Source organism: Corynebacterium jeikeium (assembly GCF_000738175.1).
Lineage (GTDB): Bacteria > Actinomycetota > Actinomycetes > Mycobacteriales > Mycobacteriaceae > Corynebacterium > Corynebacterium jeikeium_C.
This window is the reverse complement of record NZ_JFCH01000061.1, coordinates 38,642-63,150: the sequence shown is the minus strand read 5'-3', so window position 1 is coordinate 63,150 and position 24,509 is coordinate 38,642. Positions and strand designations below refer to the sequence as shown.

Here is a 24,509-nt window from a genome sequence, read left to right as displayed (position 1 = left end):
TGCCTCTCTTGTTACTGACGCCCTTTAGGTTTCAACTTCGCCACGTTCTGTGCACGTAGCAACGGGGCGCCCGAACGCCGATTTTCTCAACTTTTGTCACAATACGATAACGATCCTTGTTAAACAAAGATCCAGGCCAAATTGTTCCGCAAATCACAAATATGGGGGTACAGCTGCGGTAACAGCAGCCACAACCCCCAACATGCATTAATTTCTATACCTTTTCGTTACCTGGCGTCACACCAGAAACAGGAACCTCACTAGCGGAGACACCTGCAGAGATACCGGTAAAACCACAGTGTGCACTAAGCGCCCAGATCGATCCCGTAGAGCCGTTGAGCGTTCGCGGTGACCAGCTCTCCCAGTTCCTGCGGCGCCATCCCCCGCTGCTCCGCCACGCAGGCGGCGGTGTAGCCAACAAAGGCTGGCTCGTTACGCGCACCCCGGAAAGGCTCAGGGGTCATGTAGGGCGCATCGGTCTCCACCAGAATCTGTTCCGCCGGGGCAATGCGCGCCGCCTCGCGCAGTTCCTCATTGCGCTTGAAGGTCACGTTTCCTGCGAAAGACAGCACGTAGCCGCGATCCAGCGATTCCTTGGCCACGTCCAGCGGGGAGGAAAAGCAGTGCAGGATCACATTCTCCGGCTGCGGCGCGTCGGCGAGCACCCGCAGCAGGTCGGCATCGGCCTCGCGGTTGTGGATCATCAGGGCCTTGCCAGATTCGCAGGCTAGGTCGATGTGGAAGCGCAGTGCCTCTTCCTGTACCTCGATGCTCGGGGTTTCCTCCCCGTCTCCTGGATCCTTGCCGATCCAATAAGCATCCAGGCCGGTCTCGCCGATGGCCACGCAGCGCGGATGGAAGGCCATCTCGCGCAAGCGCTCGCGCACTGCCCCCGTCACCGTCTGAGCCTTAGTCGGGTGCACGGCGCAGGCCGCCCACACGCGGTCGTGGAACTCCGCAGCCTGCAAGGCCTTCTCCGTCTCTTCGATACCGTCGCCGACGGTGCACACGCCGCGTACACCCACGGCATAGGCGCGATCCATAAACTCACCCACCAGTCGGCGGTGATCTTCCTCCCCAAACGTCCTATCCCCTGCGTCCGGCCCCACCACGTCCTGCCGGTGCTGATTCTTCAGCACTGTGGACCACAGGTGGGTATGCGAGTCGAACAGCGGGACGATCGGCTCGGGCGGAACGGGTGTCGGACGCTTCTTTTTTGCCATGCCCACCACCCTAGCGCTCCCTTAGGCGGTGCTCCCTAGGCGGTTCTACGCGCGATCGTCCACGAACACCTTCCGGCTGGCCACCAGGCCCGCCGCCAGCAAAACGAAGTTGAACCCCACAAGAACCAACAGTCCGGCGGTCCAGGACGCAGTGGCGTCATAAAGAGCACCAAAACCAAAAGGCCCAACGCAGGCGACCGTGTACCCGATGCCCTGCGCGCCCGAGGACAAAACGGCGGCGGCCTTCGGTTCGCGGGTGCGGGTGGCGATCAGCATCAGCCCCAGCGGGAAGGTAGAGCAGCCCAGCGAAACCAACGAAATCCACAGCACCGGCAGGCGCATCGGGTCGGTGATCACCATCAGCAGCGCCACGAACATGCAGCTGCACGACAGGATCGTCACCCATGCCGCGCCGCGCTCAAAGCGGGAGGTCATCCACGGAACGATAAACGACGAGGCAGTTCCGACCAGCGCGAACACTCCGCCGATGATGCCGCCGAGCTGCGCCGATCCGCCGGATTCCACGATGATCTTCGGCGCCCACGTGATAAAGCAGTAGGAAATGGAGGACGTCATGGCGAACATCACCACGATCCCCCAGCTCACGGGGTTGCGCCACATGTGCCGATACGCGCCGCGCGACTCGCTGTTCTGATTCTTTATGACGCCAAGTAGCTTCCGCGGGTGCGCCTGTCGCAACATCTCGCTGCCGCGCTGGGCCGCGGTTCCCGGAGTCACCGAGAACACGAGAACTCCCCAGCACAGCAGCGCCAACAGCGGCGGAATCGCCCAGACTCCAATCGCCACGCGCCATCCGCCGAGCTCGGCCAACGGAACGGACACCACCGATGCGGTAGCCATGCTGACCTGCCCGACAGCCATGTAGGCGATAGACATGACCGTGAGCTTGAACGGGAAGTAGTCCTTAATAACAGCAGGCAGCAGGGTGTTGGTGATACCCACCCCGACCAGGCCGATCATCGTCCCGGCCAGGAACAGCAACTCGTTGGGCGCCGCCGTGCGCAGGCCGAACCCGGCGGTGGCCAGCACCATGGCGGTGCTAATAACCGCGCGGAAGGATAGCGCTTTGGCTAAGGGGCTGGAAAGAACGGCCGCGACGGCGAACATGGCCGTTGGCGCCATGCCAACCAGTCCGATGAAAAGGCCGGAGGCGCCGAGGCCGGTGCGCACTTCGTCGGCGATCGGCGGGAAAGCGCTGACGGGGCTGCGCAGGTTGGAGCTGGTCAGCAGCACCGCGAGCGCGGCGATGATCGCCACCGCGGACGGCACACGACGGTTCGCGCTGGCCGCACTGGACATCCTCGTCATTTTGTTCACCCCCGGTTCGTTTTAGCTTCGCGTCAGCGCCACTTTCTAGTCACGCAGGCGCGGCACACTAGCTACAAACCCTACTAGACCAGCAACCTCCCGCTACATTGCGACTGCAAAGGCAGGCACCAACACCATGGAACACTTGATCGTCTTCGACCTGGGCGGCGTACTGGTTCAGCGTCGCCACACTCTGCGCGAGCTCACCACCGTGATGATCCGCCACGCCAACATTCAGTCTCGCTCGAACAACGGCAGCCAGACCAGTGTCCCCACCATCATCACCGACCCGTTTAGCTTCGAGGCAGCCTACGGCCGCTACCGCGAAAGCTACAGCCTGTCGATGGGGCCGAACGACTACTTCACCACCCTCTGCCGCGCCGCCGGCGTGCAGCCCACCGAGGAGCTGATCGCGGAGCTGCTGGAGACCGACACGCGCCTGTGCTCCACCGTGAACACTTCCGTTCTGAACCTGCTGAACCACCTGAACGCCATCGACCAGCCATGGGGCATCTTCAGCAACGCGCCGCGCCCGGTCATGGAGGCCGTGATGGATCAGGATTGGACTAGTGGTGCGGCCGTCACCTGCTTCTCCCCCGACCTGCGCTTCACCAAGCCCCACCAGGGCGCATTCCGCCGCTTTGAGCAGGCTGCGGCGGCCGCCGGCCACGAGTACGCTTCCCTGATCTACTTCGACGACCGGCAGACTAACCTCGATGCCGCCAAGCGTCGCGGCTGGGAGGCCTTCCCCTGGCACGGAGTCGAGTCCGTCCACGAGGTACTCTCGCCCATCACCGGCCTGCGCCGCGCGGACTAGCCCGCTACTTCTGCACCGGCGCCCACTCCGGGCCGGTCTCCGCCAGCTCCGGGTCGAGCTTCGGGAACAGCGGCTTGGGCTTGCTGAGCTTAGTGCCCGGCTGGATCTCCTGGCGCGCCCACGTGGCCTTTTGCTTGGTGTAGTCGCCCATGATGACGGGGTAGGTGCGCCCTTCTTCGGGCAGCCCGACGCCCACCGGCTCCCGCGGAGAGTCATCCGTTACCTCGATAACCTCCGGCTGGGCCGCCCAGATGCCTTCGCCACCGAGGGTCTCGAAGATCTTCTGCGCGGAGAACGGCAGGTACGGGGTGAGCAGGGTATTTACGTCGGAGACGACCTGCAGAGCCGTGTACAGCACAGTGGCCAGGCGCTCGCGCTGGTCTTCGTCCTTCGCCAGCTTCCACGGCTCCATGGCCGCGATGTACTGATTGGCGCGTCCCGCGATGCGCATGGCCTCGGTGATGCCGGCCTTGAAGCGGGAGAGGTTGATGTTGTCGCCAACAACGTCGAAGGCCTTGGCGGACTCGGCGAGCAGCGCCTCGTCCTCCGCGGTCAGCGGCCCCGGGGTGGGGACCTCGCCGAAGTTCTTGTAGGCCATGGAGACGGTGCGGTTCACCAGGTTGCCCCACTCGTTGGCTAGCTCGGAGTTGATGCGGCGAACGAACTCGTCCCAGGTGAAGTCCGTATCGGTGGTCTCCGGCCCAGCGGTGGCGATGAAGTAACGCAGAGCGTCGGGGCCGAACTCCTTCAGGAAGTCGCGCACGTAGATCACCACACCCTTGGAGGAGGAGAACTTGGAGCCCGACATCGTCAGGAACTCGGAGGATACGACCTCCGTTGGCAGGTTCAGCGCCGGGTCGGCGAGCTCGCCGGCCTCGCCGCCCTTGGAACCCTGACCGCCGTAGCCCAGCAGCTCTGCCGGCCAGATCTGGGAGTGGAAAGTGATGTTGTCCTTACCCATGAAGTAGTAGGACAGGGCCTCCGGGTCGTTCCACCACTTCCTCCAGGCATCCGGGTCGCCGATTCGCCAGGCCCATTCGATGGACGCAGAGAGGTACCCCACGACGGCGTCAAACCACACATAGAGCTTCTTGGCGTTGTTGTCCTGCCAGCCCTCGACGGGGATCGGCACGCCCCAGTCGATGTCGCGGGACATGGCGCGCGGGCGGATGTCCTCCAGCAGGTTCAGGGAGAACTTCAAGACATTCGGGCGCCAGTCGGTGCGGCCCTTGAGCCAGGTGGTGAGGGCCTCTGCCAAGGCGGGCAGGTCGAGCATGAAGTGCTCGGTGTCGATGAACTCCGGCGTTTCACCGTTGATCTTGGAACGCGGATCAATCAGGTCCTCGGGATCCAGCTGGTTTCCGCAGTTGTCGCACTGATCGCCGCGGGCGTCATTGGCACCACAGATCGGGCAAGTGCCCTCGATGTAGCGATCCGGGAGGGTACGACCGGTGGAAGAGCTGATGGCACCGCGGGTGGTCTGAGTGACCATGTAGCCGTTGTTGTACAGGCCGGTGAAGAGCTCCTGTACGACCGCGTAGTGGTTGCGGGTGGTGGTGCGGGTGAACAGGTCATAAGAAAGGCCGAGGCCCGCGAGGTCCTCGACGATGATGCGGTTGTAGCGATCCGCCAGTTCCTGGACGGTCGTGCCTTCCTTCTCCGCCTGCACCAGCAACGGGGTGCCGTGCTCGTCGGTGCCCGAAACCATGAGCACCTCGTTGCCAGCCATTCGCTGATAACGTGCGAAAACGTCCGAAGGCACGCCGAATCCGGCGACGTGGCCGATGTGGCGGGGGCCGTTAGCGTAGGGCCATGCAACTGAGGTGAGAACTCGTTTCGACATAACCCTTAGATTAGGTGATCCCCAACCACGACGCGAAAGCAGCCCAACTTAGGAATGCTCTGCGTTGCCGTCTGCGACGGCCTGCGGAACATCGCTCCCGCCGTAACGACGGCTGCGCTTAGCGGGCTTAGCTTCATTCTGCTGGTTGATACGACGCTCGCGAGCCATACGCAGGGCGTATTCCCGCTGTGCCTTTTCGTCCAGGTACAGCTGGTCGTTGGACAGAGCCTTGTAGATGGAGAACATCAAGGCGATAATCACCAGCAAGAACGGGCTGGCGGCGATGATCGTCACGTTCTGCAGGTTGGTCAGCGCCTCGTCACCACCGGTAAGCAGCAGCATCAGGGCGATAATCGCGGTGAGCGCACCCCACAGCACAGTGACGCCACGGTTGGCGACCAGCTGTCCACGCTGCGACATGGAACCCATGACGGTGGAGGCGGAGTCTGCGGAGGTAATGAAGAAGGTCGCCAGCAGAATCATCGCAACGATGCTTGCCACCTGGCCCATCGGCAGGGTCTGCAGCAGGTTGAACAGCTGGCTGGTCGCCTCGCCATCGCCCCAGATGGAATTGCCGGTTTCCTCCGCATTAACGGCAGCGCCGCCAAAGATGGAGAACCAGATGATGGTCACCATGGTCGGCACCATCAGGACCACGCATACGAACTCGCGGATCGTACGGCCGCGGGAAATGCGGGCGAGGAACATGCCGACGAACGGAGACCAGGAGACCCACCATGCCCAGTAGAAGATGGTCCAGGTACCCAGCCACTCATCTGCACCATCGCCGGAGTTAGCGGTGCGGGCGGCCATCTGGAAGAACTGGGACAGGTAGTTACCCAAGGAGGTCGGAATCAGGTTCAGAATCACCACGGTCGGCCCGAGAATCAGGACGAACAGGGCGAGGAGACCGGCCAGAACCATGTTGGTGTTGGACAGGTACTGAATGCCCTTGCCCACGCCGGAAGCAGCGGAAGCCAGGAAGCACAGACCCAGGATCACGATGGTGCCGACAATCACCCAAGTACCGGGGTTAGAAATCAGCCCCGTGGCATCCAGGCCGGACTGGATCTGCACTGCACCCAAGCCCAGGGAAGCTGCGGTACCGAAAACCGTCGCGAAGATGGCGGCAATGTCGATGATCTTGCCCAGCGCGCCCTCGGCGCGCTTCTCCCCGATCAACGGAATAAACGCCGCGGACAGAAGCTGCTTGCGCCCCATACGGAAGGTGCCATATGCAATGGCCAGCGCCACGATGGCGTACAGCGACCACGGGTGCAGGCCCCAGTGGAACAGCGTGGAGGCAAAGGAGCTGGCCACATCGTTCTCCTGTGCCCCCGGAACGCCGTCGCGGTAGTACGTCAACGGCTCGGTCACACCGTAGAACATCAGGCCAATACCCATGCCTGCGGCGAACATCATGGCCACCCAGGAGATGCTGTTGAACTCCGGCGGCTCGTTATCCTTGCCCAGGCGAATGTGCCCGAACTTACTGAACGCAATGAACAGAATGAACCCGACAAACACCGTGCCGGCGAGGACGTACAGCCAGCCCCAGTCACCTACGACATAGCTCAACGCCGTCGAGGCGAAGGCGGCGAAGCTATCGCCACCAAATACGCCCCACAGCACTACAGCCAGGATGAGGGCTGCCGCACAGCCCGTGACTACCCAGTCGATGGACTGTTCCTGATCAGCCTCAGTCGGTGCTACTTCTTCTCTTGATACAGTCATTCCTCAATATTGGGGGGTGTTGTGGGGGCTTTTCAACCGCACCGGTTCCCCAACCACGCCTGGACGGCGCCTTTAGCCCCGGCTTCGATCTCCGCTAAACCCCTATTCACCTGCCCTTATCCCCACACAGGCCACCCGCCTCTCAGCCCAGCTAAAAACTTTTAAAAACCCTAGTTTTCCTCGCGTCCGCGCAGCACAGCTTCATAAAGCTCACGTTTGCTCACACCCTTGGCCTTTGCCACGTCCCCAGCCGCCGCCTTCAGACGCTCCCCCTCCGCCACTTTCTGCTCCACCAACTCGACCAACGATTCCACGTCCGGCTCCGCCTGCTCGTCCGCGGCATCCACCACCACGCAGATCTCCCCCTTCACACCGCTCTCCGCCCACTCGGCCAGCTCGCGTAGTCCGCCGACCTTCACCTCTTCGAAGGTTTTCGTCAGCTCACGGCACACCGCCGCCTGTCGGTGATCCCCCAGCTCTTCGGCTGCCGCTTGCAGAGTCTTGGCCAGCCTGTGCGGGGATTCAAAGAAGCAGACGGCGTAGGGGGCGTCACTAAAGGAACCAAAAAACGAACGCCGAGCGCCGTCCTTGCGTGGTGCGAAGCCCAGGAACGCGAAGTGCCCCACCCCCAGGCCGGACAGTGCCAGAGCGGTCGGCACCGCAGAAGGCCCCGGCAGGCATGTCACCGGCACTCCAGCACGACGGGCAGCGACGACCAGCGGGAACCCGGGATCGGAAACGGAGGGCATGCCGGCGTCTGTCACCACTAGCACGCGTCGGCCCTGCTCTGCCTGCTCGACGAAGAACTCCGCCCGCTCGGCCTCATTGTGGTCGAAGTTGGAGTAGATTCGACCGGAAATCTCCACTCCCAGCGTGTCCGCGAGCGCCCGGGTGCGGCGAGTGTCTTCTGCGGCCACGATGTCTGCGCTGGCCAGAGCGTCGATCAGCCGCACCGAAGCATCCAGCGGATTGCCCAGCGGCGTGGCCGCCAAGATGATTCCCCCCTGCGGCAGAGGTCGATTCTCGGCGGCGCGGGCAAGTAGCGCAGCGACTGCGTCTGCGGGGAGATTCTTGGCTTCTACGGGTTCACTCATACCCGCCAGTATGCCCGCCAGTGCGCCCGATTGTCCGGAGCTTCTACTACAGTTGGCTTTCGTGCCGACCACACCGACTCCCCCGCTAGCGGACAGCCATGAAGTGTCCGCGGACCAGCGCGACACGACCGACGTGACCCGTCGCGTGCCTACCGCTGCGTCCGGCCGGCGCACGTTCGCCTTCACCCGGTGGAAGGGGATCCTGATTGTCCTCGGCCTCTTTGGCACGCTCAGCCGCCTGCTCATGCTGCAGCGCCCCACCGACGCGGGCACCCCGGTGTTCGACGAAAAGCACTATGTGCCGCAGGCCTGGCAGATTCTGCAGAGCTGGTCGAACCCACTAATCGGCGGCATTGAGGACAATCCAGGCTACGGTCTGGTCGTCCACCCGCCCCTGGGCAAGCAACTCGAGGCGCTGGGCATGGCGGTGTTTGGCTATACGCCATGGGGTTGGCGAATCATGTCCGCCCTGCTGGCTGTGGTGACGATCCTGCTTATTGCCACGATTGCGCGCCGAGTGTCAAAGTCCGACCTCATCGGCTTGTTCGCCGGCATTATTGCCCTGTGCGACGGGATCCTATTCGTCACGGGGCGCTCGGCCATGTTGGACCACTTCCAAGTATTCCTGGTGTGCCTGGCGACTTATTTCGCGGTGCGAGATGCCGAGCAGATGGAGGCTCGCTTCCAGCGCGTCTGGGCCACTGGACGCATCCACGATTTCGCCCTCGGCCCGCGCATGGGCTATCGCTGGTGGCGCTTCGCCGCGGGCGTGGCGCTGGGCTTGTCCCTCTCGGTGAAGTGGAATGGCCTGTACTACATGGCCTTTTTCGGGGTGACGATTGTTGCGGTTGATTATTTTCGACGCCGCCGTTTCGGCGTGCGCCGTCCCCTTTTAGGAACCACGTTCTTCGACGCTCTGCCTTCCTTCTTCTCCGTGGTGATTGTCCCCGCGATCCTGTACCTGGTCAGCTGGCGGGCGTGGTTCGCCTCCGAAACTGGCGTGTTCCGCCACGCCGTGGAGTCCGAGCAGTACACCAACACCACCGGGGATTGGTTCTGGTCCTTCCTGCCAGATACTCTTCAGAACTTCATCTACTATCACGTGTCCGTCATGCGCTTTCACACGGAGCTGACGAACTCTAATGGCCACCACCACAACTGGGAGTCCAAGCCGTGGTCCTGGCTGGTCTCCAGCCGTTCGCTGATGTACTACAACCCATCCAGCGACGAGGGCATCCACAAGGTGATCCTGCTGGTTGGTACGCCCGTCATCTGGTGGTTCTGCGTCCCCGCCATGCTGTGGGGGCTATGGTGCCTGATCGTGCACAAAGATCGCCGCTGGGTGGTGCCCGTCATCGGCTTCGCCGCTGGCTTCCTGCCTTGGCTAGTCAACCTGGATCGCCAGATGTATCTGTTCTACGCGGCTAATTTGGCTCCGTTCCTGGCGATTGCGCTGGCCATGGCTCTGGGGCAACTGCTGCGCTGGCAGCGCCCGGACGTTGCCGCCCAGCCGCACTCCTCCCCCAAAGCCTTTGTGAAAGCTCGCCCTGGCCAGCTGCTGGTAGTAATCTACCTGATGCTGGTGGTCTGGAACTTCCTTTATTTCCTGCCGATCTACACGGCGACTCCGCTGTCCGATTTCGCCTTCGACATGCGGATGTGGCTGCCTTCCTGGCGCTAAACTCCCGGCGCTAGTCCCAGTCCCGCGGGCGCGGCTGACCAAGCTCAAAGGTGGAGTTACGTCGGGCATCGCTGGGGCTGAAGTGCACCGGCTGGGCCATCAGCGCGCGGAAAGACTGCTGCAACGGCATGAACACGTTTTGCCTACCGGCCCACACCACGACCAGAGCCACGACCGCTGCAAGATGCACCAGCAGAAGCCATAGGGTAGTCAGGCTGCCTTCTTCCCCGACCATGCTCAGCACGATCTCCCGGGTTGCGAACCCTAATCCGAAACCCCATAGCCCCAGATAGATAGGCAAAACCGCCGAGGCCGCCTTCGGGCGCCAAGCCGCCCACAGAAGGCCACCGGCCAGTGCAAAGCGCATCGTTGCCGCGTCGGAGACCAGGCGGAGTTGGGACGAGTCGGAGTCCTCCCCAAGGGGCGAGCCAAACAACATCGACAGACCCCACACAACATAGACCAGCGCCACGATTACAAGGGCGGAGCGCCCAAAGAGCAAAGGCAGCTGACGGCGGCGCAGACCCCCGCTGAACTGTGGGTTGTGATCGGCCTGCTCAAGAACCTGCGCGAGGAGCGCAGCCTTCTGCTCGTCGCCCGGCTCCGTCGCAGGCTCACCTTCGGTCGGGGTGGCGGAGACGTTCATCCGGCGGCCCAGCGCGGTGACGGTGGAATACCAGCGCTGGCAGTCTTCACAGGCGACCAGGTGCGCATCGACCAGATCGTCGGGCAGCTCTGCAGTTTCGCCGTCGAGCCGGGCGGACATCGAGGTCCTGACCGCTTGACAGTCCATGCTCTTAATCCCGCCTCTTACGTGCTTGACTTAACTTCAGCCGAAGCGCGACAGTGCCCTATCCAGGCTCGCGCGTCCCGCGCCGAAAACAACAATCATCATAAGCGAGACGACCAGGAGCATCACAAACTCCATGCCCCCATCGGCGACGAAGAAACCGTTAGACCAGTGCACGAAGTACAACACCAGTGCGCTGTAAATGGCGAATAGTCCGGCGACTGCCGTGGTCAGCAAACCAACGATGAGCATTGCGCCGCCGAGCATCTCGAAGCTGGCGGCCGCCCAGGCGCTGACTTTCGGCTGCGGAATGTGCAGACGGTCGAAGGTGGCGATGGTGCCGGTTACTCCGCTCATGCCGTCGATAAAGACCTTCTTCCAGCCGTGGGCAATGAAGATCACGCCGGTGACAAGGCGCAGTAGCAGCAAACCCGCGTCACGCGCTGCAGGGTGGTTCAGCATGCGGAAGGTTTACCCCTAGACCGCGCGGATGCCGGAGCGCGGATCGATGTATTCCTCGTCCGAGCCGGAAGCGGATGGTCCGTTTGTGTCTGTACCCCCACCCGGAAGGTCGAAGAAGTCGCTGCCGTCGGCATACTCCAGGTTGCTGAAGGCCGGGTCGTCTTCGTCGGTCTCCAGGATCACGGCGCCCGGGCGGATCAGGCGATCCGGCACGCCCAGCTCGTCATCCTCCGTGTTGCGAACACCCAGGCGGGCGCGGCGCATACGCACCAGCCGGCGGTGGCGCAGCTCGCGCTCCTCGATGGCCTGGCGGCGGAGCATCACCAGGTAGAAAGCAGTGAAGGCAACCATGGCCACGAAGGTCAGCCACACGCCGCTGCCCAGAGCCAGGCTGGCGCCGAAGGTCAGGGCGCACAGTGCCAGCAGCACCAGCAGCACCTTCTTGCGGCGGTTCTGGCGCTCGCGGGCCAGGCGCGCGGAGGCCACTGGGTCGTACACGCCGCGGCCGCGACGGGCGGCCAGGTACTTCAGATCGGCCTCGCTCAGCTCGTCGGACTCCTCGAGGATGTCCAGGCTCTTGTCCGCCGGAGGTGCGTCGATGTGGTCTACCAAATCTGGTGACGCCTTCACATCCCCACCGCGCACGTACTCAGTCGGGACTGCGGCGTATGCGGCTTGGCGGGCGCTTTGCTTTTCGTTCTGCTCTGCGCGCTCCGTGGATTCCTCGGAATCAGAAGACTCAGAAGACTCAGTGGCCTCAGCACTCATCTCCGCCTTCTTGATCGGGGAGAACTCGCCGGTATCCATCTCATCCTGAGCGGTGTAGCGCACTGCACTGCTCGTCGATGCTGCTGCCACGACCTTCTCGGAGCCCTCATCGGCTGCGTCAGCGTCGTCAGTGGTCGCGGCCGCCTGCTCGGTCGCTTCAGTGGACGTTGCCTCAGAGATCTTCGCCTCGGCGTCTGCCGCTTCGGCGTCCACTACCTCGCCGTCTACCACCTCAGCGTCCTCGCTCCGCTCGCTGCCCTTCGTGGTCATCAGCGCCCGCAGTCCACGCGGCTTATCCGACGTCGCGCCGGCTGTGGAATCTTCGTCTTCTAGCAGGACATACTCCGGCTCTGCGTCGACCAGCTCCAGCTCCTCGTCATCGGAGGACATGTAGAGCCCTTCGGCCGGCTTGAGCTTGCGTTTCGCCTTCAGCGTGCTGCCTCCTCGGTGCAACACGCGGGTTTCGCTCAGCGCCTGGGCAGTCCGTCGCACGGGTTTCTGGTTGCGCAGCAGAAGCGGCGCGAGCAGCACCAACCAGACGGCGGCAATGAGCAAAAGGGAGCCGGACACGTGTATCAGTTCTCCTCGAAGTTTGGGAAGTTTATGCGGGCAGCGTGAGTGGTCAAGTGCTTGCCACGCTACCCGCGCAACCCCTATCTATGCGCTCGCCACGCCGAGGCTAGTTTCGGTTCACAGCCAGCCCCAAGATTCCGCGGTTTACCAGCCTGCGCACCACCCCGTCCGGCGCCGTTTCTTCCTGCGTTTGCCCCACCAGTAGATGGTCCCGCCATTCGCCATTGATATGCAGGTTTCGCTGTAGCTGCCCTTCGATACGGAAGCCAGTTTTCTCTAGCACTTTTCTGGACGCCACGTTCTCCGGCATGACCGTAGCCTCTATCCTATGCAGCCCCACTACCTGCATCCCCAAGTCCACACCCAGCGCTACCGCCGCAGTAGCCACGCCGCGGCCTTGGAACCGCGAGTGAACCCAGTACCCGATCCAGGCACTGGAGACTGTTCCGTATTGGATATTGCCTAGCGTCAGTTGGCCCGCGAACTTCCCATCGATGTCGATGACCATCGGCACCAACAGGCGGTCGGCGGACAGGACCTGCAAGTTGTGGAAGGTCTGCCGCCAGGCCTGCGGGCTGTGCGCTGCAGCCCAGTCTCCCGGCACCGTCGGTTCGAAGGGTTGCAGTAGCTTCTGGTCTTCGATCCGCGCGGCGCTCCACTGCGCCCCGTCGGTGGCGCGCACGGGACGCAAACTTACCGGCAAGGCGGCCGCGGAGGCGTCATTAAGTTTTCCGTACATATGCCCACGGCTCAGAACGGTCCGGGTGTGCTCTTCGGGCACCGCAGCAGGGGCGAAGGCGGCGCGCAGTCGGTGAAGCACGAGCGGGCTAATCCTTGTTGTTGAGGAACAACACGTCCACTTCCTGCCCCGGCGCCACGTCCGTCACGTCCGACGGGACCACGATCAGGCAGTTGGCCTGTCCGTGGCTGCCCAGCAGGTGAGTCGGCTCGCCACCATTCACCGCTCCGAGGGGATCCACCAGGAACTCGCGGGTCTCCCGGTCGCGCATCAACTGGCCGCGGATAAAGCCTCGGCGGCCAGGAGCCGAGGCGATGCCGGCGATCGTGCGGGCAGGAACCACACGGCGGGTGGCCTGACGGCGGCCACGGATCAGCTGCACCAGCGGGCGCACCATGACTTCAAAGGACACAAGGGCGGCAGAGGGGTTGGCGGGAAGTAGGAAGGTCGGTACTTTGTCCTGCCCCAGCGTGCCAAAGCCCATGACTGAACCCGGGTGCATGGCGATGCGCTGGATGTCCATCTCCCCCATCTCGGAGAGGATTTCCCGCAGCTCGTCGCTGGCCGCGCCACCCACCGCGCCGGAGATCACCACGACCTCGGAGCGCAACAGCTGGCTTTCCAGCACTTCGCGCATCTTGCGTGGCTCGCCGCTGAGGATGCCCACGCGGTGCACGTCCGCGCCGGCCTCGCGGGCGGCAGCGGCCAGGGCGTAGGAGTTCACGTCGTACACCTGCCCCACCGCCGGATCGCGGTCGATGTCTAGCAATTCGCGGCCGAAAGACAGCACAGACAGGCGCGGGCGCGGATAAACCAGAACCTTGGAACGCCCCACGGCAGCCAGCAGACCCACCTGAGCTGCGCCAATAACGGCGCCTTCTTCCACAACCACGTCGCCGGGCTGCACGTCGGAGCCCTTCCGGTGCACAAACTCGCCGGAGGCGATGGCCTCCAGTGGGCGGATCTTGCGGCCTTCTTTTTCCACCCAGTCCAGCGGGAGTACTGAATCCGCCAAGGTGGGCAGCGGTGCGCCCATTTCCACCCGCACTGCCTGGCGCGGCTGCAAACGAATCGGGCGCAGGGAGCCGGCGGTTACGTCGCCGACGATCGGCAGGGTTTCCTTCACACCGCCGGTGTTCTCCGCGGCCGCGGCATCCTCCGGACCTCGGTCGGGGTCACCGCCCCGGGTGGCCGCCAGAGCTTGGCGGATATCCACGCTGCGTACGGCATAGCCATCGATGGCGGCCTGGTCGAATCCGGGCAACGGTTCGGCGCCCTCGACCCTTTCGGCGCAGCGCAGCCCCAGGGTCTCGGTGATGGCGATGCGCACTGGCTCGGGGGTCACCGCCGCAGAGGTGATGATTGCCAGTTGTTCTTCGACCGATCGCATGTTTGTTGCCCCTAGTTTTCCTGGTTCAGGCGCTCCCGCAGCCAGGTCTTCAGGCTGGGGCCATATGTCTCATTCTGAAGCGCGAAATCGACACAAGCTCGAATGTACCCACCCGGGTTGCCTAGGTCATGGCGCAGGCCGTGGTGGACGATGATGTGCACAGGGTGGCCCTCGGTAATCATCAGCTCAATGGCGTCGGTGATCTGGATTTCCCCGCCCTTGCCCGGCTTCGTGTGGCGCAGAGCATCGAATACCTGTCGATCCAGCAGGTAGCGCCCGGTGGCCACAAAATTGGACGGAGCATCTTCGACGGCCGGCTTTTCCACCATGCCCTTCACGATCTTCACGTCGGCGTGGTCCGCCTCGTCGATCTCGAAGACTCCGTAGTTGCTTGTCTCCTCGCGTGGCACTTCGAAGGCACACAATACGGATCCACCGTACTGCTTGCGCACGGCCAGCATCTTCTCCATCACGCCCATCGGCAACACCAGGTCATCTGGCAGCATGACGGCAAAGCAATCCTCGTCGTCATCCAGCGCATCTTCGGCCAGACCGATGGCGTGCCCCAGTCCGAGTGGCTTTTCTTGCTCGACAGCCACTACGTCGATCAGCCCATCGGTGGCGCGCACCTTGTTCAGCTGGTCGGTCTTGTTGCGCTGCTCTAGCGTGCGCTCCAGTTCTTCGTCGGTATCAAAGTGGCCGAGCACCCCGCCTTTTTTCGGAGCCGTCACGATCGCCATGCGGTTCGCTCCCGCATCGGCGGCTTCCTTTGCAATCAGTTCGATCCCGGGAGTGTCCACGACGGGCAGCAGTTCCTTGGGAACGGTTTTGGTGGCGGGCAGAAAGCGGGTTCCAAGCCCGGCAGCCGGAACCACGACGGTACGCAGTGCGGCTTGCTCGGACGTGGAGATCGTAGGGCTAGAAGTCATGCCGGAATAGTAGCGCTTTAAGCTCCGGGTTTCGTGCTCTACACACCACTTAACGAGAGTTTTCTTCTGCAGTATGCTTTTAGGCGATGACCACCCCCGCTGACTTGAAGAAGCGAGCCCGCTCCCGAGTGCGAGCTGCCCGCGCCGGCCGCGTCGACGAGCGTTCTTTACGCGACCGAAGCATTCAGACTCACCTATTGGACGCTCTCGCAGAACTCCCCAGCACGCCTTCCACCATCGGCGCCTATGTCCCCCTCTCCAATGAGCCGGGTGGTGCTGATCTTCCTGATGTCCTGGCGCGTACCGGAGCGCGGGTGGTGCTCCCTCGCGTTGTTCGTGGTGACGCCCCTAGTCTTGAATGGATCGAATATCAGCCGGACAACCCAAACCTCGTCGCGGGCACGTGGGGAATCCTCGAACCGGTGGGGGAACCATTAATTGAGTCGAATAGTTCGGATAGTAATGCAACTCACACTTTCCCAGCGTGCGCAGATGTAATAGTGACACCTGCACTATCGATTGATTATCATGGGACACGGCTCGGACAGGGCGGTGGCTTCTATGATCGAACTCTTGCCAATCGCCCATCGCATGTGAAGGTATGGGCAGTGGTAGACCACGAAGAATTCACCCGCGAGGTTCCCTGCCAAGACCACGATCTGGTCGTAGACGCTGTGATCAACGATCTCGGATACTTCCCCATTCTTTAGTCGCTTTGCAAAGTCTGCGCTAGGTCGCGGACAAGAAAGGTCTTTTGCACAATGCTTGAAGGTTTTAAGAAGTTCATCATGCGCGGCAACGTCATGGAACTTGCCGTAGCCGTCATCATCGGCGGTGCCTTCACCGCCATCGTCACCGCTTTCACCAGCGGCATCGTCGAGCCCCTCCTGGCCGCAGTGGGTGGCTCCCCCGAGTTCGGCCTGGGCTTCCACCTCCGCGAGGGTAACGACGCTACGTTCGTTGACATCGGAGCTGTCCTGACCGCCGCCGTCAACTTCCTGATCATCGCTGCCGTCATCTACTTCATCATGATCATGCCGATGAACAAGCTGGCTGAGATGAACGCTCGCCGCAAGGGCATCGAGCCAGAAGAGGCCGCAGCTACTGAGACCGAGCTGCTGGCCGAGATCCGCGACCTGCTGATGGAGCAGCGTGGCGGCGAGGCAGAACCGACCGGCAAGCACGCAGAAAACTAACGTGCCCCAGCCCCGCTAGCCCCAGTGCGGCGGGCGCTGTTCCTCTAGGAAGCGGCGCTCCTGCTCTGCGGAAGGGCGATCGTCACCCCACTCATCCCGTGAAGGGCTTGAGTGGGGTTTTGTTTTGTCGGAGACGATGGCGTCAATAAAAGAAGAACCCGAACCCCCAGCCTGGCCGGCTTTGCCTACCTTGCCGTAGAACCGGCGACGGCGGCGGTCCGGCTGGCCCTTACGCGGGTGGCCGGCACTCATGCTAAGCCCGGTTATTCATATCGCCGACAACGTGACGAACCAGAGGTCCAAGAGTGGCCATGCCATCACGGATCGCACCACGGGACCCGGCAATGTTGACCACCACAGTCGAACCGGAGATACCGGCTACGCCGCGAGACAGGCCCGCGTCCAGGGAATTAGCCGCCAAGCCGGAGGCGCGCAGGGCTTCAGCGATGCCCGGGACCTTGCGATCCAGCTCAGCGCGAGTAGCCTCTGGGGTTTTATCGCGCGGGCCGGTGCCAGTGCCACCGATCGTGACTACGAGATCGGCACCACCGACCACAGCGGTCTGGATCACTTTGCGGATTGCGGACTTGCGGGACTCGACGTTGAGCACGGCATCGACGAGGAAGCCTTCCTCTGCCAGCAGCTCTGCAACCAGTTCACCGTTCTTGGCCTTTTCCTCCGGGAAGTCGGTGACCAGCACAACCATGGCGTGCAGTGGCGGCTCGTTGCTGAGCTGTTCGCGGCTACGCTCCTGGGCATCCAGAGAGTGGAACAGTGCGTCGTCCGGCTCCGGGATTTCCTCTGCCAGACGGTCCACCTGCGCGTGATCGACGGAGCTCATGGCCATAACTTCGCTGATGTCCGCGTTGATGTCCGCAGACCCTTCTTTAGCCTTCCGAGCTGGCACGGCGTTCCTCCTGAATCGATAAAAGGATGTATCTAATAAAATATCCCGTTCACCCTCGGCTGTACAGGCGAACGGGATAGGGATTTACTCGGCGGTGGTGAGCGTCAGCTCGACCTCACGTTCCTCGCCTTCGGGGCCATCCTTGACCTTTAGCTTGACCTTGTCGCCTACAGCGTGTGAACGGATGGCTGCGATCAGCCCCACGCCCGAATCGACGCGTCGATCATCCACGTGAGTAACAAGATCGCCTCTCTTCAGCCCTGCCTTGTCCGCGGGGCTGTCCTTGTTCACATCCGCGATAACTGCGCCATTCTCGTTAGAGCGTGTATCGACCTTCGCACCGATGATCGGGTGCTCGGCCTTGCCGTTATCGATCAGCTGCTTGGAAATGCGCTCTGCCTGGTTGATCGGGATGGCAAAGCCCAGGCCGATGGAACCGGCCACTTCCCTACCACCGGTCGAGGCGATGACGGAGGGAATGCCGACGAGCTTGCCCTCCATGTCCACCAAGGCACCACCGGAGTTACCGGGATTAATGGAGGCGTCAGTCTGGATTGCATCGATGAGGGAGGCCTCTCCGCCGTCCTCGCCAGAAGCCTGGACGGGGCGGTTTTTCGCTGAAACAATGCCGGTAGTGACCGTGGCTGACAGCCCCAGGGGGGAACCGATCGCCATCACGTCCTCGCCGACATTCACCATGTCCGAGTCTCCAAACTCGATGGGTTGCAGGTCCGTGACGTTCTTTGCCTTGATAACTGCAATATCCGTGGGCTTATCGGCGGCAACCAGATCTGCCTCGAGGGTACGGCCGTCGTTGAGAGTAACTTCCATCTTCGCGCGACCGTCCTCGGCACCCGCGACGACGTGGTTGTTCGTGAGGATCAAGCCGTCGGAGGAAATAATTGAGCCAGAGCCTTCTTCCCCGCCCCGAGATGTCATAACTCGGATTGAAACCACAGAGGGCAGGACCTTGTTGGCAATGTCGGTCGTGCTGCCCGGCTTTACCGGGTTGGAAGCCTTCCTATCCTGCGAGGCCTTGCCAGAATTGTTGGAGTTGTCGAAGGAAGATGTGGCGTTGTTGCTGGCCTGGTTGCCGTTGATCGAGTCCATGCCCACATATGTGACGGCGGAAGCAACAACAGCGCCCGCCAGTAGCAGCGCCGCAACGGCCGGGGTGGACCAGCGCTTCTTTTCCTGCGGCTGGCTGCTCAGCTGAGGCTGGTACGGGTCCGTGAAAGGCTCCTGTCCCGACCCCGGCGGCGGGGTCAGCCCCTGCGGCGGCTCTGGGTGCTGTGGACTTAGTTGCTGCGGGAATGGCTGTGAGCTCGGAGGTGTCGCCTGCTGTGCCGGCGGTGCAGGTTGCTGAGGCTGCACCGCCGGGCCTACCTGTGTAACCGGCTCCTGCGTCTGCCGCTGCTGAGCGTCCCAGGGCATGTGGTCTCGGCGAACTCCACCCAGCGGCTCGCCGCCCCCTCGCACCGGCTTCTGGCCACGGTTAGAAAAGTCCGGTTCGCCGGGCATCCGCTGACCGTCCCCCGAGTTGTTCTCACCCATATTGTGTTCCCTTTCGTCCATAGCGACCAGTATGTCCGTTATGTATGTAATTCAGCACTACGAATGCTGTAGTTTTTCTGCCAGTTTAAGGAAAATTTTTAGAGAAAAGTTCCCGAGCCCCGCCTGGATCCAGCTAACTCGGCTCCCCCCGGCAGCACCGCGCGCATCAGGGCGCCGCCGTCGTCCGACTCGTCGGCCACGATCACTCCGTGGTGCCTCTCGATGACCTGCTTGACGATCGCCAACCCCAGGCCGGAGCCAGGCATTGAACGCGCCTGGATCGAACGGTAGAAGCGGTCGAAGACATTCTCACGGTCCTCCTTTGGAATGCCAGGGCCGGAATCCGCCACTCGGATCTCCACTTCCTGGTGTGCTGGAACGTCGGTATCGAAGCCTGCGGCGTCACCTTCCTCAACAACAATCGGCTGCATCCACACGCGCACCACACCGCCCTCTGGCGACCACTTTGCGGCGTTGTCCAGCAGATTCAGCAGCGCGCGCGACAGGGCGAAGGCATCTCCCCGCAGGTGCCACTCAATCAGGTGCGTATCGAAGGTCACGTCCGGACGGCGCCGCTGCACGCGCTCGATGCCCAGGGTGATGAGTTCGGAGATCTCGACGGTGCTCAAAACCTCCGGGTTGGAGTCCTCGCGGGCAAGGTCCACCAGGTCGCCGATCAGCCCACTCATCTCGTCGATCTGCGCGATCACGTCGCGCTCTAGGTCCTTGAGGTCTTCCTCACTGATGCCGGGGCCTTCGCCGTCTTTTCTTTGTGACGCCAACATCAGCAGCTCCACGTTTGTGCGTAGCGAAGTCAACGGTGTCTTGAGCTCATGCGAGGCATCCGCTACGAGGTTCTTCTGCTTCGTCTGCGCCTCCTGGAGGGCGTTCATCATGTTGTTGAAAGAGTCCGTGAGGGATCCGAGCTCGTCTTGGGAATAGACGGGGATCTGGCGCAGCTCACCGGTACGGGAAACCTCGTCGGCAGCTCGACGGAGGCGAGTAATCGGCTGAATGCCAGAGTTCGCGACAGCGATGCCCGCGATGATGGAGGCGATGAAGCCGGTCACCGATATCAGAATCAGAACCAACCAGAGGGATTCCAGAGTCTGGTTCGTAAAGGCGATGTCCAGGCGCAACACAATCACGCGCCCGTCGAGGGCGCCGATGGCGAAGCTTCGCTTATCTCCTTCCGATTCAAAGGTGTACGGGTCGTCGCCAACAAGGACGGAGATCTCGTTGGGGCTGAGAATGCCCTCGAACTTGTGCACATCTGCTTGCCGCCCCGCCTGGTCGGCGGGCACGACGAGGACACTCAGGTTGTTATCGGCGTCGAAAAAGCGGGGACGGTAGTCATCGCCCTCTCCGGTCTCGCTGACTGGGAACTCAAAGCCCGAGTCGATATAGGCCTGCGCCTGCGTCTGCAGCGTCTTATCCATCTCCTGCGACAGCACCTGCTTCACTGTGGCGTAGGAGGAGATGGTGATGATAGCGATACAAAGCATCACCACCATGGCGGTGAGGGCGGCCAGTCGGGTGCGCAGAGATAATCCACGCACTGAAAAACGGAGGGACTGGATCAGCCGGTCCCTCCTGCTCTCTCCTCGAGTATCCGCGCCCCTGTTCTCGGCAGAGGCGTGCTCGGGCTCTACCGCGAGGTAACCCTCCGGGAGCCTACGCAGGATCACGGTGCGGTCTCACGCAGCGCGTAGCCCACCCCACGAACAGTGTGAATCAAACGAGTCTCGTTGTTGGCCTCCGTCTTACGGCGCAGGTAGCCGATGTAGACTTCCAGCGCGTTTCCGGAGGTTGGGAAGTCATAACCCCAGACCTCTTCCAGGATGGTATTGCGGGAAAGCACCTTGCGCGGGTTGTTCATCAGCAGCTCCAGCAGGGCGAACTCCGTGCGGGTCAAGCTGATCTGTCGGTCGCCGCGGAAAACGTCCCGCGTCTCCGGGTTCAGGGTCAGATCCTCGAACCTCAGTGGCTCGTGCGCCTCCCCTTCCTGGATCGCGGGGCGCGCCGCGCGGCGGAATAGCGAACGGGTGCGAGCCAGCAGCTCCTCCAGAGCAAAAGGCTTGGGCAGGTAGTCATCTGCACCGGCATCCAGGCCGGCGACTCGCTCCTCTACGGAATCACGGGCGGTCAGCAGCAGGATCGGCAGGTCATCGCCGTGGCTACGCAGCTCGCGGCATACGTCCAGGCCGTCCTTCTTAGGCATCATCACATCGAGGATGGCCAGATCCGGTCGTTCGTCAGCGATGAGCTTAAGGGCCTCCTCGCCGTCCGTTGCCAGGACGACGGTGTAGCCGTTGAAGATCAGGGAACGGCGCAGGGATTCGCGCACGGCCTGATCATCATCTACAACAAGAATCTTCATGCACTCCATTGTGCCTATGATTCTGAAATCACGCCTGCGCGCAACAACATTTTTAAGGAAAGCACAGGATTTCTTAGGCCTAGTTTGCATACGCAAAACCCCGCCACACGGGCATGTGTGACGGGGGTCGCTCTACTGGGCTCGCATTAATCCAGGTCGATGAGACCCAGCTGAGCTGCCTTCACCAGGCGGCGAGGAATCTGAACATCCTGGCCCTGAACCTTAACGTGCTGCAGAGCAACGTTGTCGGCCTTCCACTGGGAACGGCGGGAGTGCGTGTTTGCACGGGACATACGGCGCTTTGGAACTGCCATTGTCTTCTACCTCCTAATTAAAGGTATTGAGAGTGTGAAATAGGTTTCTTGTGATCTTCGTGGTGTGAAGAGGTCTTACTTCTTCTTGCGGCGGGTCATGTTGCCGTAGCGGCGCTGGAACTTCTCCACGCGGCCGGCGGTATCCATAACGCGCTGAGCGCCGGTCCAGAAGGGGTGGGACTCGCTGGTCACGTCAACGACGATGAGCGGGTACTCGTTGCCGTCTTCCCATTCAACGGTGCGGTCGGAGGTAGCAGTGGAGCGAGTGATGAACTGGTGGCCAGTGCTCGCATCCTTGAAGACTACGGGGTGGTAGTCGGGGTGGATATCCTTCTTCATGGTTTCCTCTTATTCCCTTAGGTACGTGTACATCAGGTCGGTCCCGTGCGTTACTTGCGCGGGTCGTGCCTGAGTCGGGTCATAAAAAGCAGCGCGCCTTCTTTTTACTGACGCCCTTTAGGCCAGCCCGCTAAGCAGGTGGATTTTGGGCGTGACAAAGTCGGTCGCACAACGAGGAATTATCATAGCGAAAGAGAAGGCCATAAAGAAAATCGCGTTTCCCGAGCTGGGATGGGGCCAACTGGGGCGTAGGGGCGTCAAGAACAGCGATTAGGTTATGGCGCAGCGGTGCTGTAAAGTTAGCTCCCGCTGTTGTCTATGTAAACGTCATCGCCGGACAGATTTTAGGCTAGATACGCTAGATGCGGCGCCCCACCACCTAAACCCCTTGGCCCGTCTAACCATGGGTTTTGTTAAGTGCGCGGCGCAGGCACCTGAGATCTCCGGCGGAAGGAGAAAACCCATGTCGGCATATTGCCAGGTCACGGGACGCAAGCCGAGCTTCGGCAAGTCTGTGTCCCACTCGCACCGCCGCACGAACCGTCGCTGGAACCCGAACATCCAGCGCCGTACGTTCTACTTGCCCTCTGAGGGCCGTTCCATCACGCTGAACGTGTCCACCAAGGGCCTGAAGACCATTGACCGTGACGGCATCGAGTCTGTCGTTGCCAAGATCCGCGCCCGTGGGGAGAAGATCTAACTATGGCACGTAACGATATCCGCCCAATCATCAAGCTGAAGTCTACGGCTGGCACCGGTTACACCTACGTCACCCGTAAGAACAAGCGCAACAACCCGGATCGCATCACTCTGAAGAAGTTCGATCCGATTGCCCGCAAGCACGTCGAATTCCGCGAGGAGCGATAGTTTATGGCTAAGAAGTCCATGATCGCGAAGAACGAGCAGCGCAAGGAAATCGTCGCCCGCTACGCGGAGCGTCGCGCTGAGCTCAAGAAGATCATCAAGAACCCGAACAGCACCGACGAGGAGCGCCTGGATGCACAGTGGGAGCTGAACCGTCAGCCCCGCGACGCTTCCCCAGTTCGCGTCCGTAACCGCGATGCAGCTGATGGCCGCCCGCGCGGCTACCTGCGTAAGTTCGGCCTGTCCCGTGTACGTGTCCGCAACATGGCTCACCGTGGTGAGCTGCCGGGCGTACGCAAGTCCAGCTGGTAAGGGGGAGCTTTCACAATGAAGCGCACCAACATGAAGAAGGCGCGGATGGAACAGTCCCGCCGCCCGAAGAAGAACCCGCTCAAGGCCGAGGGCATTGAGACGGTTGACTACAAGAACTACGACCTGCTGCGTAAGTTCATCTCCGAGCGTGGCAAGATTCGCTCTCGCCGCGTGACGGGCCTGACCCCGCAGCAGCAGCGTCAGGTTGCCACCGCCGTGAAGAACGCGCGCGAGATGGCACTGCTGCCCTTCCACAGCCGCTAAGCCGCTGTGCCCTTTCGGGCTAGCAGCGAAAGGCTGCGGCCTGGAGACGTTTAACAGACACGATCAAGACCCACCGCCCCGTGCGAAAGCGCGAGCTAGGCGGCGGGTCTTTTTCGTACCTTTAAGCCACCCGCCCGGCGGCCTGGCGGCTTTCTTCGCTAAGCTTGCACAGTAAAACTCTTAAGCGCTCCCCGACGCCTATCGGGATTAGAGGGGCGCAGACACATTCGGACGCAAGCCGAACAACAGTTAGGAAGCCCGCAGTTGAGTAATAACAACAACTATCCCAATGGAGACTTCGGTTCCAATGACTTGCCGGATTACAACGCCTACTCCGGCGGTAACTCCGGCGGCTCCAACCCCTACGAGCAAACCGGTTATGGCGCGGAACAGAACAGCTACGGCGCCGGCGATCCCAATGCCTATGGTGCACCTGCATTCCCGAATGCTGCGGCTAACAACGGTGCCATGTTCGGCAATGACCGCCCGGGCGCCTGGAAGCGCCTGCTGGCGCTCATCATCGATAGCCTCTTGGTTCAGGTGGTTATCGGCGGCATTGTGATGTTCGCTATCGCTGGTCAGGATCTCATGGACTGGTTCCAAGCCACTGTCAATGCAGAATCTCCGGATGCCGTGGATGTCCCCTACCCGACCACCAAGGTGATGATCTCCAGCATCGTCATGCTGATCGTCTGGTTGGCCTACCGTGTTTTCATGGAGTCCAAGAAGGGAGCTACCCTCGGCAAGATGGCTATCGGCGCCCGTGTGATGTCCGCCGACGGGCAGAACATCCAGCCGGTCGAGTCGCTGAAGCGCAACGGTTGGTACATCATCGGAGCGATCCTGGGTATGATCCCGACCGTGGGTGCTTTTGCGCAGGTGGCTATCTATATTGCCGTGGGCGTGACCATTGGCCAGAACCCGGAGAAGCAGTCCTTCACCGATAAGTTCGCCAACGCCTACGTGGTGGACAAGTCCGCGTACTACGGGGTTAACTAAGGTCGCGA

Annotated in this window: 27 protein-coding genes; 9 read left to right on the top strand and 18 right to left on the bottom strand. The window is 61.9% G+C overall.

What is annotated here, in order from left to right; all coding sequences use genetic code 11:
* Positions 1-305: 305 nt before the first annotated feature.
* Together JQ46_RS10620 and JQ46_RS10615 are read right to left on the bottom strand one after the other, a co-directional pair.
* Positions 306-1,223 (bottom strand): TatD family hydrolase, encoded by a 918-nt coding sequence (locus JQ46_RS10620; protein WP_034988215.1) that lies wholly within the window; start codon positions 1,221-1,223, stop codon positions 306-308.
* A 45-nt stretch (positions 1,224-1,268) separates the two neighbouring features.
* The gene (locus JQ46_RS10615; protein ID WP_237744815.1) at positions 1,269-2,552 is read right to left on the bottom strand and encodes an MFS transporter; all 1,284 of its coding nucleotides are present in this window, start codon (positions 2,550-2,552) and stop codon (positions 1,269-1,271) included.
* 136 nt (positions 2,553-2,688) lie between these two features.
* Between JQ46_RS10615 and JQ46_RS10610 the strand changes: the two genes are divergently transcribed.
* On the top strand, positions 2,689-3,369 hold the full coding sequence (locus tag JQ46_RS10610; protein ID WP_034988180.1) for an HAD family hydrolase: 681 nt from the start codon (positions 2,689-2,691) through the stop codon (positions 3,367-3,369).
* 4 nt (positions 3,370-3,373) lie between these two features.
* Here JQ46_RS10610 and metG read toward each other — a convergent pair whose 3' ends face one another.
* The 3 genes from metG to rsmI form a co-directional block, all read right to left on the bottom strand.
* The gene (gene metG, locus JQ46_RS10605; protein WP_034988177.1) at positions 3,374-5,212 is read right to left on the bottom strand and encodes a methionine--tRNA ligase; all 1,839 of its coding nucleotides are present in this window, start codon (positions 5,210-5,212) and stop codon (positions 3,374-3,376) included.
* Between the two features lie 48 nt (positions 5,213-5,260).
* Positions 5,261-6,946 carry a BCCT family transporter gene (locus JQ46_RS10600; RefSeq protein WP_034988174.1) on the bottom strand — a complete coding sequence of 562 codons (1,686 nt, stop codon included), beginning with the start codon at positions 6,944-6,946 and terminating at the stop codon, positions 5,261-5,263.
* Positions 6,947-7,116: 170 nt separating this feature from the next.
* Positions 7,117-8,040 (bottom strand): 16S rRNA (cytidine(1402)-2'-O)-methyltransferase, encoded by a 924-nt coding sequence (rsmI, locus tag JQ46_RS10595; RefSeq protein ID WP_034988170.1) that lies wholly within the window; start codon positions 8,038-8,040, stop codon positions 7,117-7,119.
* A gap of 10 nt (positions 8,041-8,050) precedes the next feature.
* On the opposite strand from rsmI, the gene JQ46_RS10590 reads away from it, so the two are divergent.
* Positions 8,051-9,721: a glycosyltransferase family 39 protein gene (locus JQ46_RS10590; RefSeq protein WP_080719544.1), complete on the top strand. Its 1,671-nt coding sequence runs from the start codon at positions 8,051-8,053 to the stop codon at positions 9,719-9,721.
* Between the two features lie 10 nt (positions 9,722-9,731).
* Here JQ46_RS10590 and JQ46_RS10585 read toward each other — a convergent pair whose 3' ends face one another.
* From JQ46_RS10585 to JQ46_RS10560, 6 genes are all read right to left on the bottom strand, one after another.
* Positions 9,732-10,514, bottom strand: coding sequence for a zf-HC2 domain-containing protein (locus JQ46_RS10585; protein ID WP_034988166.1), 783 nt, complete (start codon positions 10,512-10,514; stop codon positions 9,732-9,734).
* A gap of 36 nt (positions 10,515-10,550) precedes the next feature.
* Positions 10,551-10,973, bottom strand: coding sequence for a DoxX family protein (locus JQ46_RS10580; RefSeq protein ID WP_080719543.1), 423 nt, complete (start codon positions 10,971-10,973; stop codon positions 10,551-10,553).
* Positions 10,974-10,988: 15 nt separating this feature from the next.
* The gene (gene glpR / locus JQ46_RS10575) at positions 10,989-12,311 is read right to left on the bottom strand and encodes a gephyrin-like molybdotransferase receptor GlpR (protein WP_034988162.1); all 1,323 of its coding nucleotides are present in this window, start codon (positions 12,309-12,311) and stop codon (positions 10,989-10,991) included.
* A gap of 109 nt (positions 12,312-12,420) precedes the next feature.
* Positions 12,421-13,134 (bottom strand): GNAT family N-acetyltransferase, encoded by a 714-nt coding sequence (locus JQ46_RS10570; RefSeq protein ID WP_192817272.1) that lies wholly within the window; start codon positions 13,132-13,134, stop codon positions 12,421-12,423.
* Positions 13,135-13,141: 7 nt separating this feature from the next.
* Positions 13,142-14,443, bottom strand: coding sequence for a gephyrin-like molybdotransferase Glp (glp, locus tag JQ46_RS10565; protein WP_034988158.1), 1,302 nt, complete (start codon positions 14,441-14,443; stop codon positions 13,142-13,144).
* A gap of 11 nt (positions 14,444-14,454) precedes the next feature.
* On the bottom strand, positions 14,455-15,372 hold the full coding sequence (locus JQ46_RS10560) for a UTP--glucose-1-phosphate uridylyltransferase (RefSeq protein WP_192817271.1): 918 nt from the start codon (positions 15,370-15,372) through the stop codon (positions 14,455-14,457).
* A gap of 86 nt (positions 15,373-15,458) precedes the next feature.
* On the opposite strand from JQ46_RS10560, the gene JQ46_RS11145 reads away from it, so the two are divergent.
* Entirely contained in the window at positions 15,459-16,082 is a 624-nt protein-coding gene (locus JQ46_RS11145; protein WP_080719542.1) for a 5-formyltetrahydrofolate cyclo-ligase, read from the top strand.
* 51 nt (positions 16,083-16,133) lie between these two features.
* Complete coding sequence (gene mscL, locus JQ46_RS10555) at positions 16,134-16,568, top strand: large conductance mechanosensitive channel protein MscL (RefSeq protein ID WP_034988152.1); 435 nt, start codon at positions 16,134-16,136, stop codon at positions 16,566-16,568.
* 15 nt (positions 16,569-16,583) lie between these two features.
* Here the strand turns inward: mscL and JQ46_RS10550 are convergent, their stop codons facing one another.
* The 7 genes from JQ46_RS10550 to JQ46_RS10520 form a co-directional block, all read right to left on the bottom strand.
* Positions 16,584-16,820 (bottom strand): hypothetical protein, encoded by a 237-nt coding sequence (locus JQ46_RS10550; protein WP_034988148.1) that lies wholly within the window; start codon positions 16,818-16,820, stop codon positions 16,584-16,586.
* Position 16,821: 1 nt separating this feature from the next.
* The gene (locus tag JQ46_RS10545) at positions 16,822-17,475 is read right to left on the bottom strand and encodes a MogA/MoaB family molybdenum cofactor biosynthesis protein (RefSeq protein ID WP_034988144.1); all 654 of its coding nucleotides are present in this window, start codon (positions 17,473-17,475) and stop codon (positions 16,822-16,824) included.
* 84 nt (positions 17,476-17,559) lie between these two features.
* Complete coding sequence (locus tag JQ46_RS10540) at positions 17,560-19,029, bottom strand: S1C family serine protease (RefSeq protein WP_237744813.1); 1,470 nt, start codon at positions 19,027-19,029, stop codon at positions 17,560-17,562.
* 98 nt (positions 19,030-19,127) lie between these two features.
* On the bottom strand, positions 19,128-20,588 hold the full coding sequence (locus tag JQ46_RS10535; protein WP_237744812.1) for a HAMP domain-containing sensor histidine kinase: 1,461 nt from the start codon (positions 20,586-20,588) through the stop codon (positions 19,128-19,130).
* A gap of 125 nt (positions 20,589-20,713) precedes the next feature.
* Entirely contained in the window at positions 20,714-21,409 is a 696-nt protein-coding gene (locus JQ46_RS10530; RefSeq protein ID WP_034988140.1) for a response regulator transcription factor, read from the bottom strand.
* Between the two features lie 146 nt (positions 21,410-21,555).
* On the bottom strand, positions 21,556-21,723 hold the full coding sequence (gene rpmF / locus JQ46_RS10525) for a 50S ribosomal protein L32 (RefSeq protein WP_011273951.1): 168 nt from the start codon (positions 21,721-21,723) through the stop codon (positions 21,556-21,558).
* 75 nt (positions 21,724-21,798) lie between these two features.
* Complete coding sequence (locus JQ46_RS10520; RefSeq protein WP_005293662.1) at positions 21,799-22,062, bottom strand: type B 50S ribosomal protein L31; 264 nt, start codon at positions 22,060-22,062, stop codon at positions 21,799-21,801.
* A 463-nt stretch (positions 22,063-22,525) separates the two neighbouring features.
* Here JQ46_RS10520 and rpmB point away from each other — a divergent pair, with 463 nt between their 5' ends.
* The 5 genes from rpmB to JQ46_RS10495 all read left to right on the top strand — a co-directional run bounded on the left by rpmB (position 22,526) and on the right by JQ46_RS10495 (position 24,501).
* Entirely contained in the window at positions 22,526-22,762 is a 237-nt protein-coding gene (gene rpmB / locus JQ46_RS10515) for a 50S ribosomal protein L28 (RefSeq protein ID WP_005293665.1), read from the top strand.
* 2 nt (positions 22,763-22,764) lie between these two features.
* A complete protein-coding gene (gene rpmG / locus JQ46_RS10510) occupies positions 22,765-22,929 on the top strand; it encodes a 50S ribosomal protein L33 (RefSeq protein ID WP_005279910.1) in 165 nt (54 codons plus the stop codon).
* A 3-nt stretch (positions 22,930-22,932) separates the two neighbouring features.
* Entirely contained in the window at positions 22,933-23,238 is a 306-nt protein-coding gene (rpsN, locus tag JQ46_RS10505; RefSeq protein ID WP_005293669.1) for a 30S ribosomal protein S14, read from the top strand.
* A gap of 15 nt (positions 23,239-23,253) precedes the next feature.
* A complete protein-coding gene (gene rpsR / locus JQ46_RS10500) occupies positions 23,254-23,502 on the top strand; it encodes a 30S ribosomal protein S18 (RefSeq protein WP_005293672.1) in 249 nt (82 codons plus the stop codon).
* A 264-nt stretch (positions 23,503-23,766) separates the two neighbouring features.
* Positions 23,767-24,501 (top strand): RDD family protein, encoded by a 735-nt coding sequence (locus JQ46_RS10495; RefSeq protein WP_034988138.1) that lies wholly within the window; start codon positions 23,767-23,769, stop codon positions 24,499-24,501.
* Positions 24,502-24,509 lie beyond the last annotated feature (8 nt).

What these genes read in the sequence shown, in the direction of transcription:
- JQ46_RS10580 (WP_080719543.1), bottom strand. Translation starts at nt 10,973, where the DNA reads ATGCTGAACCACCCTGCAGCGCGTGACGCGGGTTTGCTGCTACTGCGC.
- JQ46_RS10585 (WP_034988166.1), bottom strand. Translation starts at nt 10,514, where the DNA reads ATGGACTGTCAAGCGGTCAGGACCTCGATGTCCGCCCGGCTCGACGGC.
- JQ46_RS10540 (WP_237744813.1), bottom strand. Translation starts at nt 19,029, where the DNA reads ATGGGTGAGAACAACTCGGGGGACGGTCAGCGGATGCCCGGCGAACCG.
- JQ46_RS10610 (WP_034988180.1), top strand. Translation starts at nt 2,689, where the DNA reads ATGGAACACTTGATCGTCTTCGACCTGGGCGGCGTACTGGTTCAGCGT.
- rpmF (WP_011273951.1), bottom strand. Translation starts at nt 21,723, where the DNA reads ATGGCAGTTCCAAAGCGCCGTATGTCCCGTGCAAACACGCACTCCCGC.
- JQ46_RS10560 (WP_192817271.1), bottom strand. Translation starts at nt 15,372, where the DNA reads ATGACTTCTAGCCCTACGATCTCCACGTCCGAGCAAGCCGCACTGCGT.
- JQ46_RS10520 (WP_005293662.1), bottom strand. Translation starts at nt 22,062, where the DNA reads ATGAAGAAGGATATCCACCCCGACTACCACCCCGTAGTCTTCAAGGAT.
- metG (WP_034988177.1), bottom strand. Translation starts at nt 5,212, where the DNA reads ATGTCGAAACGAGTTCTCACCTCAGTTGCATGGCCCTACGCTAACGGC.
- JQ46_RS11145 (WP_080719542.1), top strand. Translation starts at nt 15,459, where the DNA reads ATGACCACCCCCGCTGACTTGAAGAAGCGAGCCCGCTCCCGAGTGCGA.
- rpsR (WP_005293672.1), top strand. Translation starts at nt 23,254, where the DNA reads ATGAAGCGCACCAACATGAAGAAGGCGCGGATGGAACAGTCCCGCCGC.
- rpmG (WP_005279910.1), top strand. Translation starts at nt 22,765, where the DNA reads ATGGCACGTAACGATATCCGCCCAATCATCAAGCTGAAGTCTACGGCT.
- JQ46_RS10620 (WP_034988215.1), bottom strand. Translation starts at nt 1,223, where the DNA reads ATGGCAAAAAAGAAGCGTCCGACACCCGTTCCGCCCGAGCCGATCGTC.
- rsmI (WP_034988170.1), bottom strand. Translation starts at nt 8,040, where the DNA reads ATGAGTGAACCCGTAGAAGCCAAGAATCTCCCCGCAGACGCAGTCGCT.
- JQ46_RS10550 (WP_034988148.1), bottom strand. Translation starts at nt 16,820, where the DNA reads ATGAGTGCCGGCCACCCGCGTAAGGGCCAGCCGGACCGCCGCCGTCGC.
- JQ46_RS10615 (WP_237744815.1), bottom strand. Translation starts at nt 2,552, where the DNA reads ATGACGAGGATGTCCAGTGCGGCCAGCGCGAACCGTCGTGTGCCGTCC.
- glp (WP_034988158.1), bottom strand. Translation starts at nt 14,443, where the DNA reads ATGCGATCGGTCGAAGAACAACTGGCAATCATCACCTCTGCGGCGGTG.
- JQ46_RS10590 (WP_080719544.1), top strand. Translation starts at nt 8,051, where the DNA reads ATGCCCGCCAGTGCGCCCGATTGTCCGGAGCTTCTACTACAGTTGGCT.
- rpmB (WP_005293665.1), top strand. Translation starts at nt 22,526, where the DNA reads ATGTCGGCATATTGCCAGGTCACGGGACGCAAGCCGAGCTTCGGCAAG.
- JQ46_RS10600 (WP_034988174.1), bottom strand. Translation starts at nt 6,946, where the DNA reads ATGACTGTATCAAGAGAAGAAGTAGCACCGACTGAGGCTGATCAGGAA.
- JQ46_RS10530 (WP_034988140.1), bottom strand. Translation starts at nt 21,409, where the DNA reads ATGAAGATTCTTGTTGTAGATGATGATCAGGCCGTGCGCGAATCCCTG.
- mscL (WP_034988152.1), top strand. Translation starts at nt 16,134, where the DNA reads ATGCTTGAAGGTTTTAAGAAGTTCATCATGCGCGGCAACGTCATGGAA.
- rpsN (WP_005293669.1), top strand. Translation starts at nt 22,933, where the DNA reads ATGGCTAAGAAGTCCATGATCGCGAAGAACGAGCAGCGCAAGGAAATC.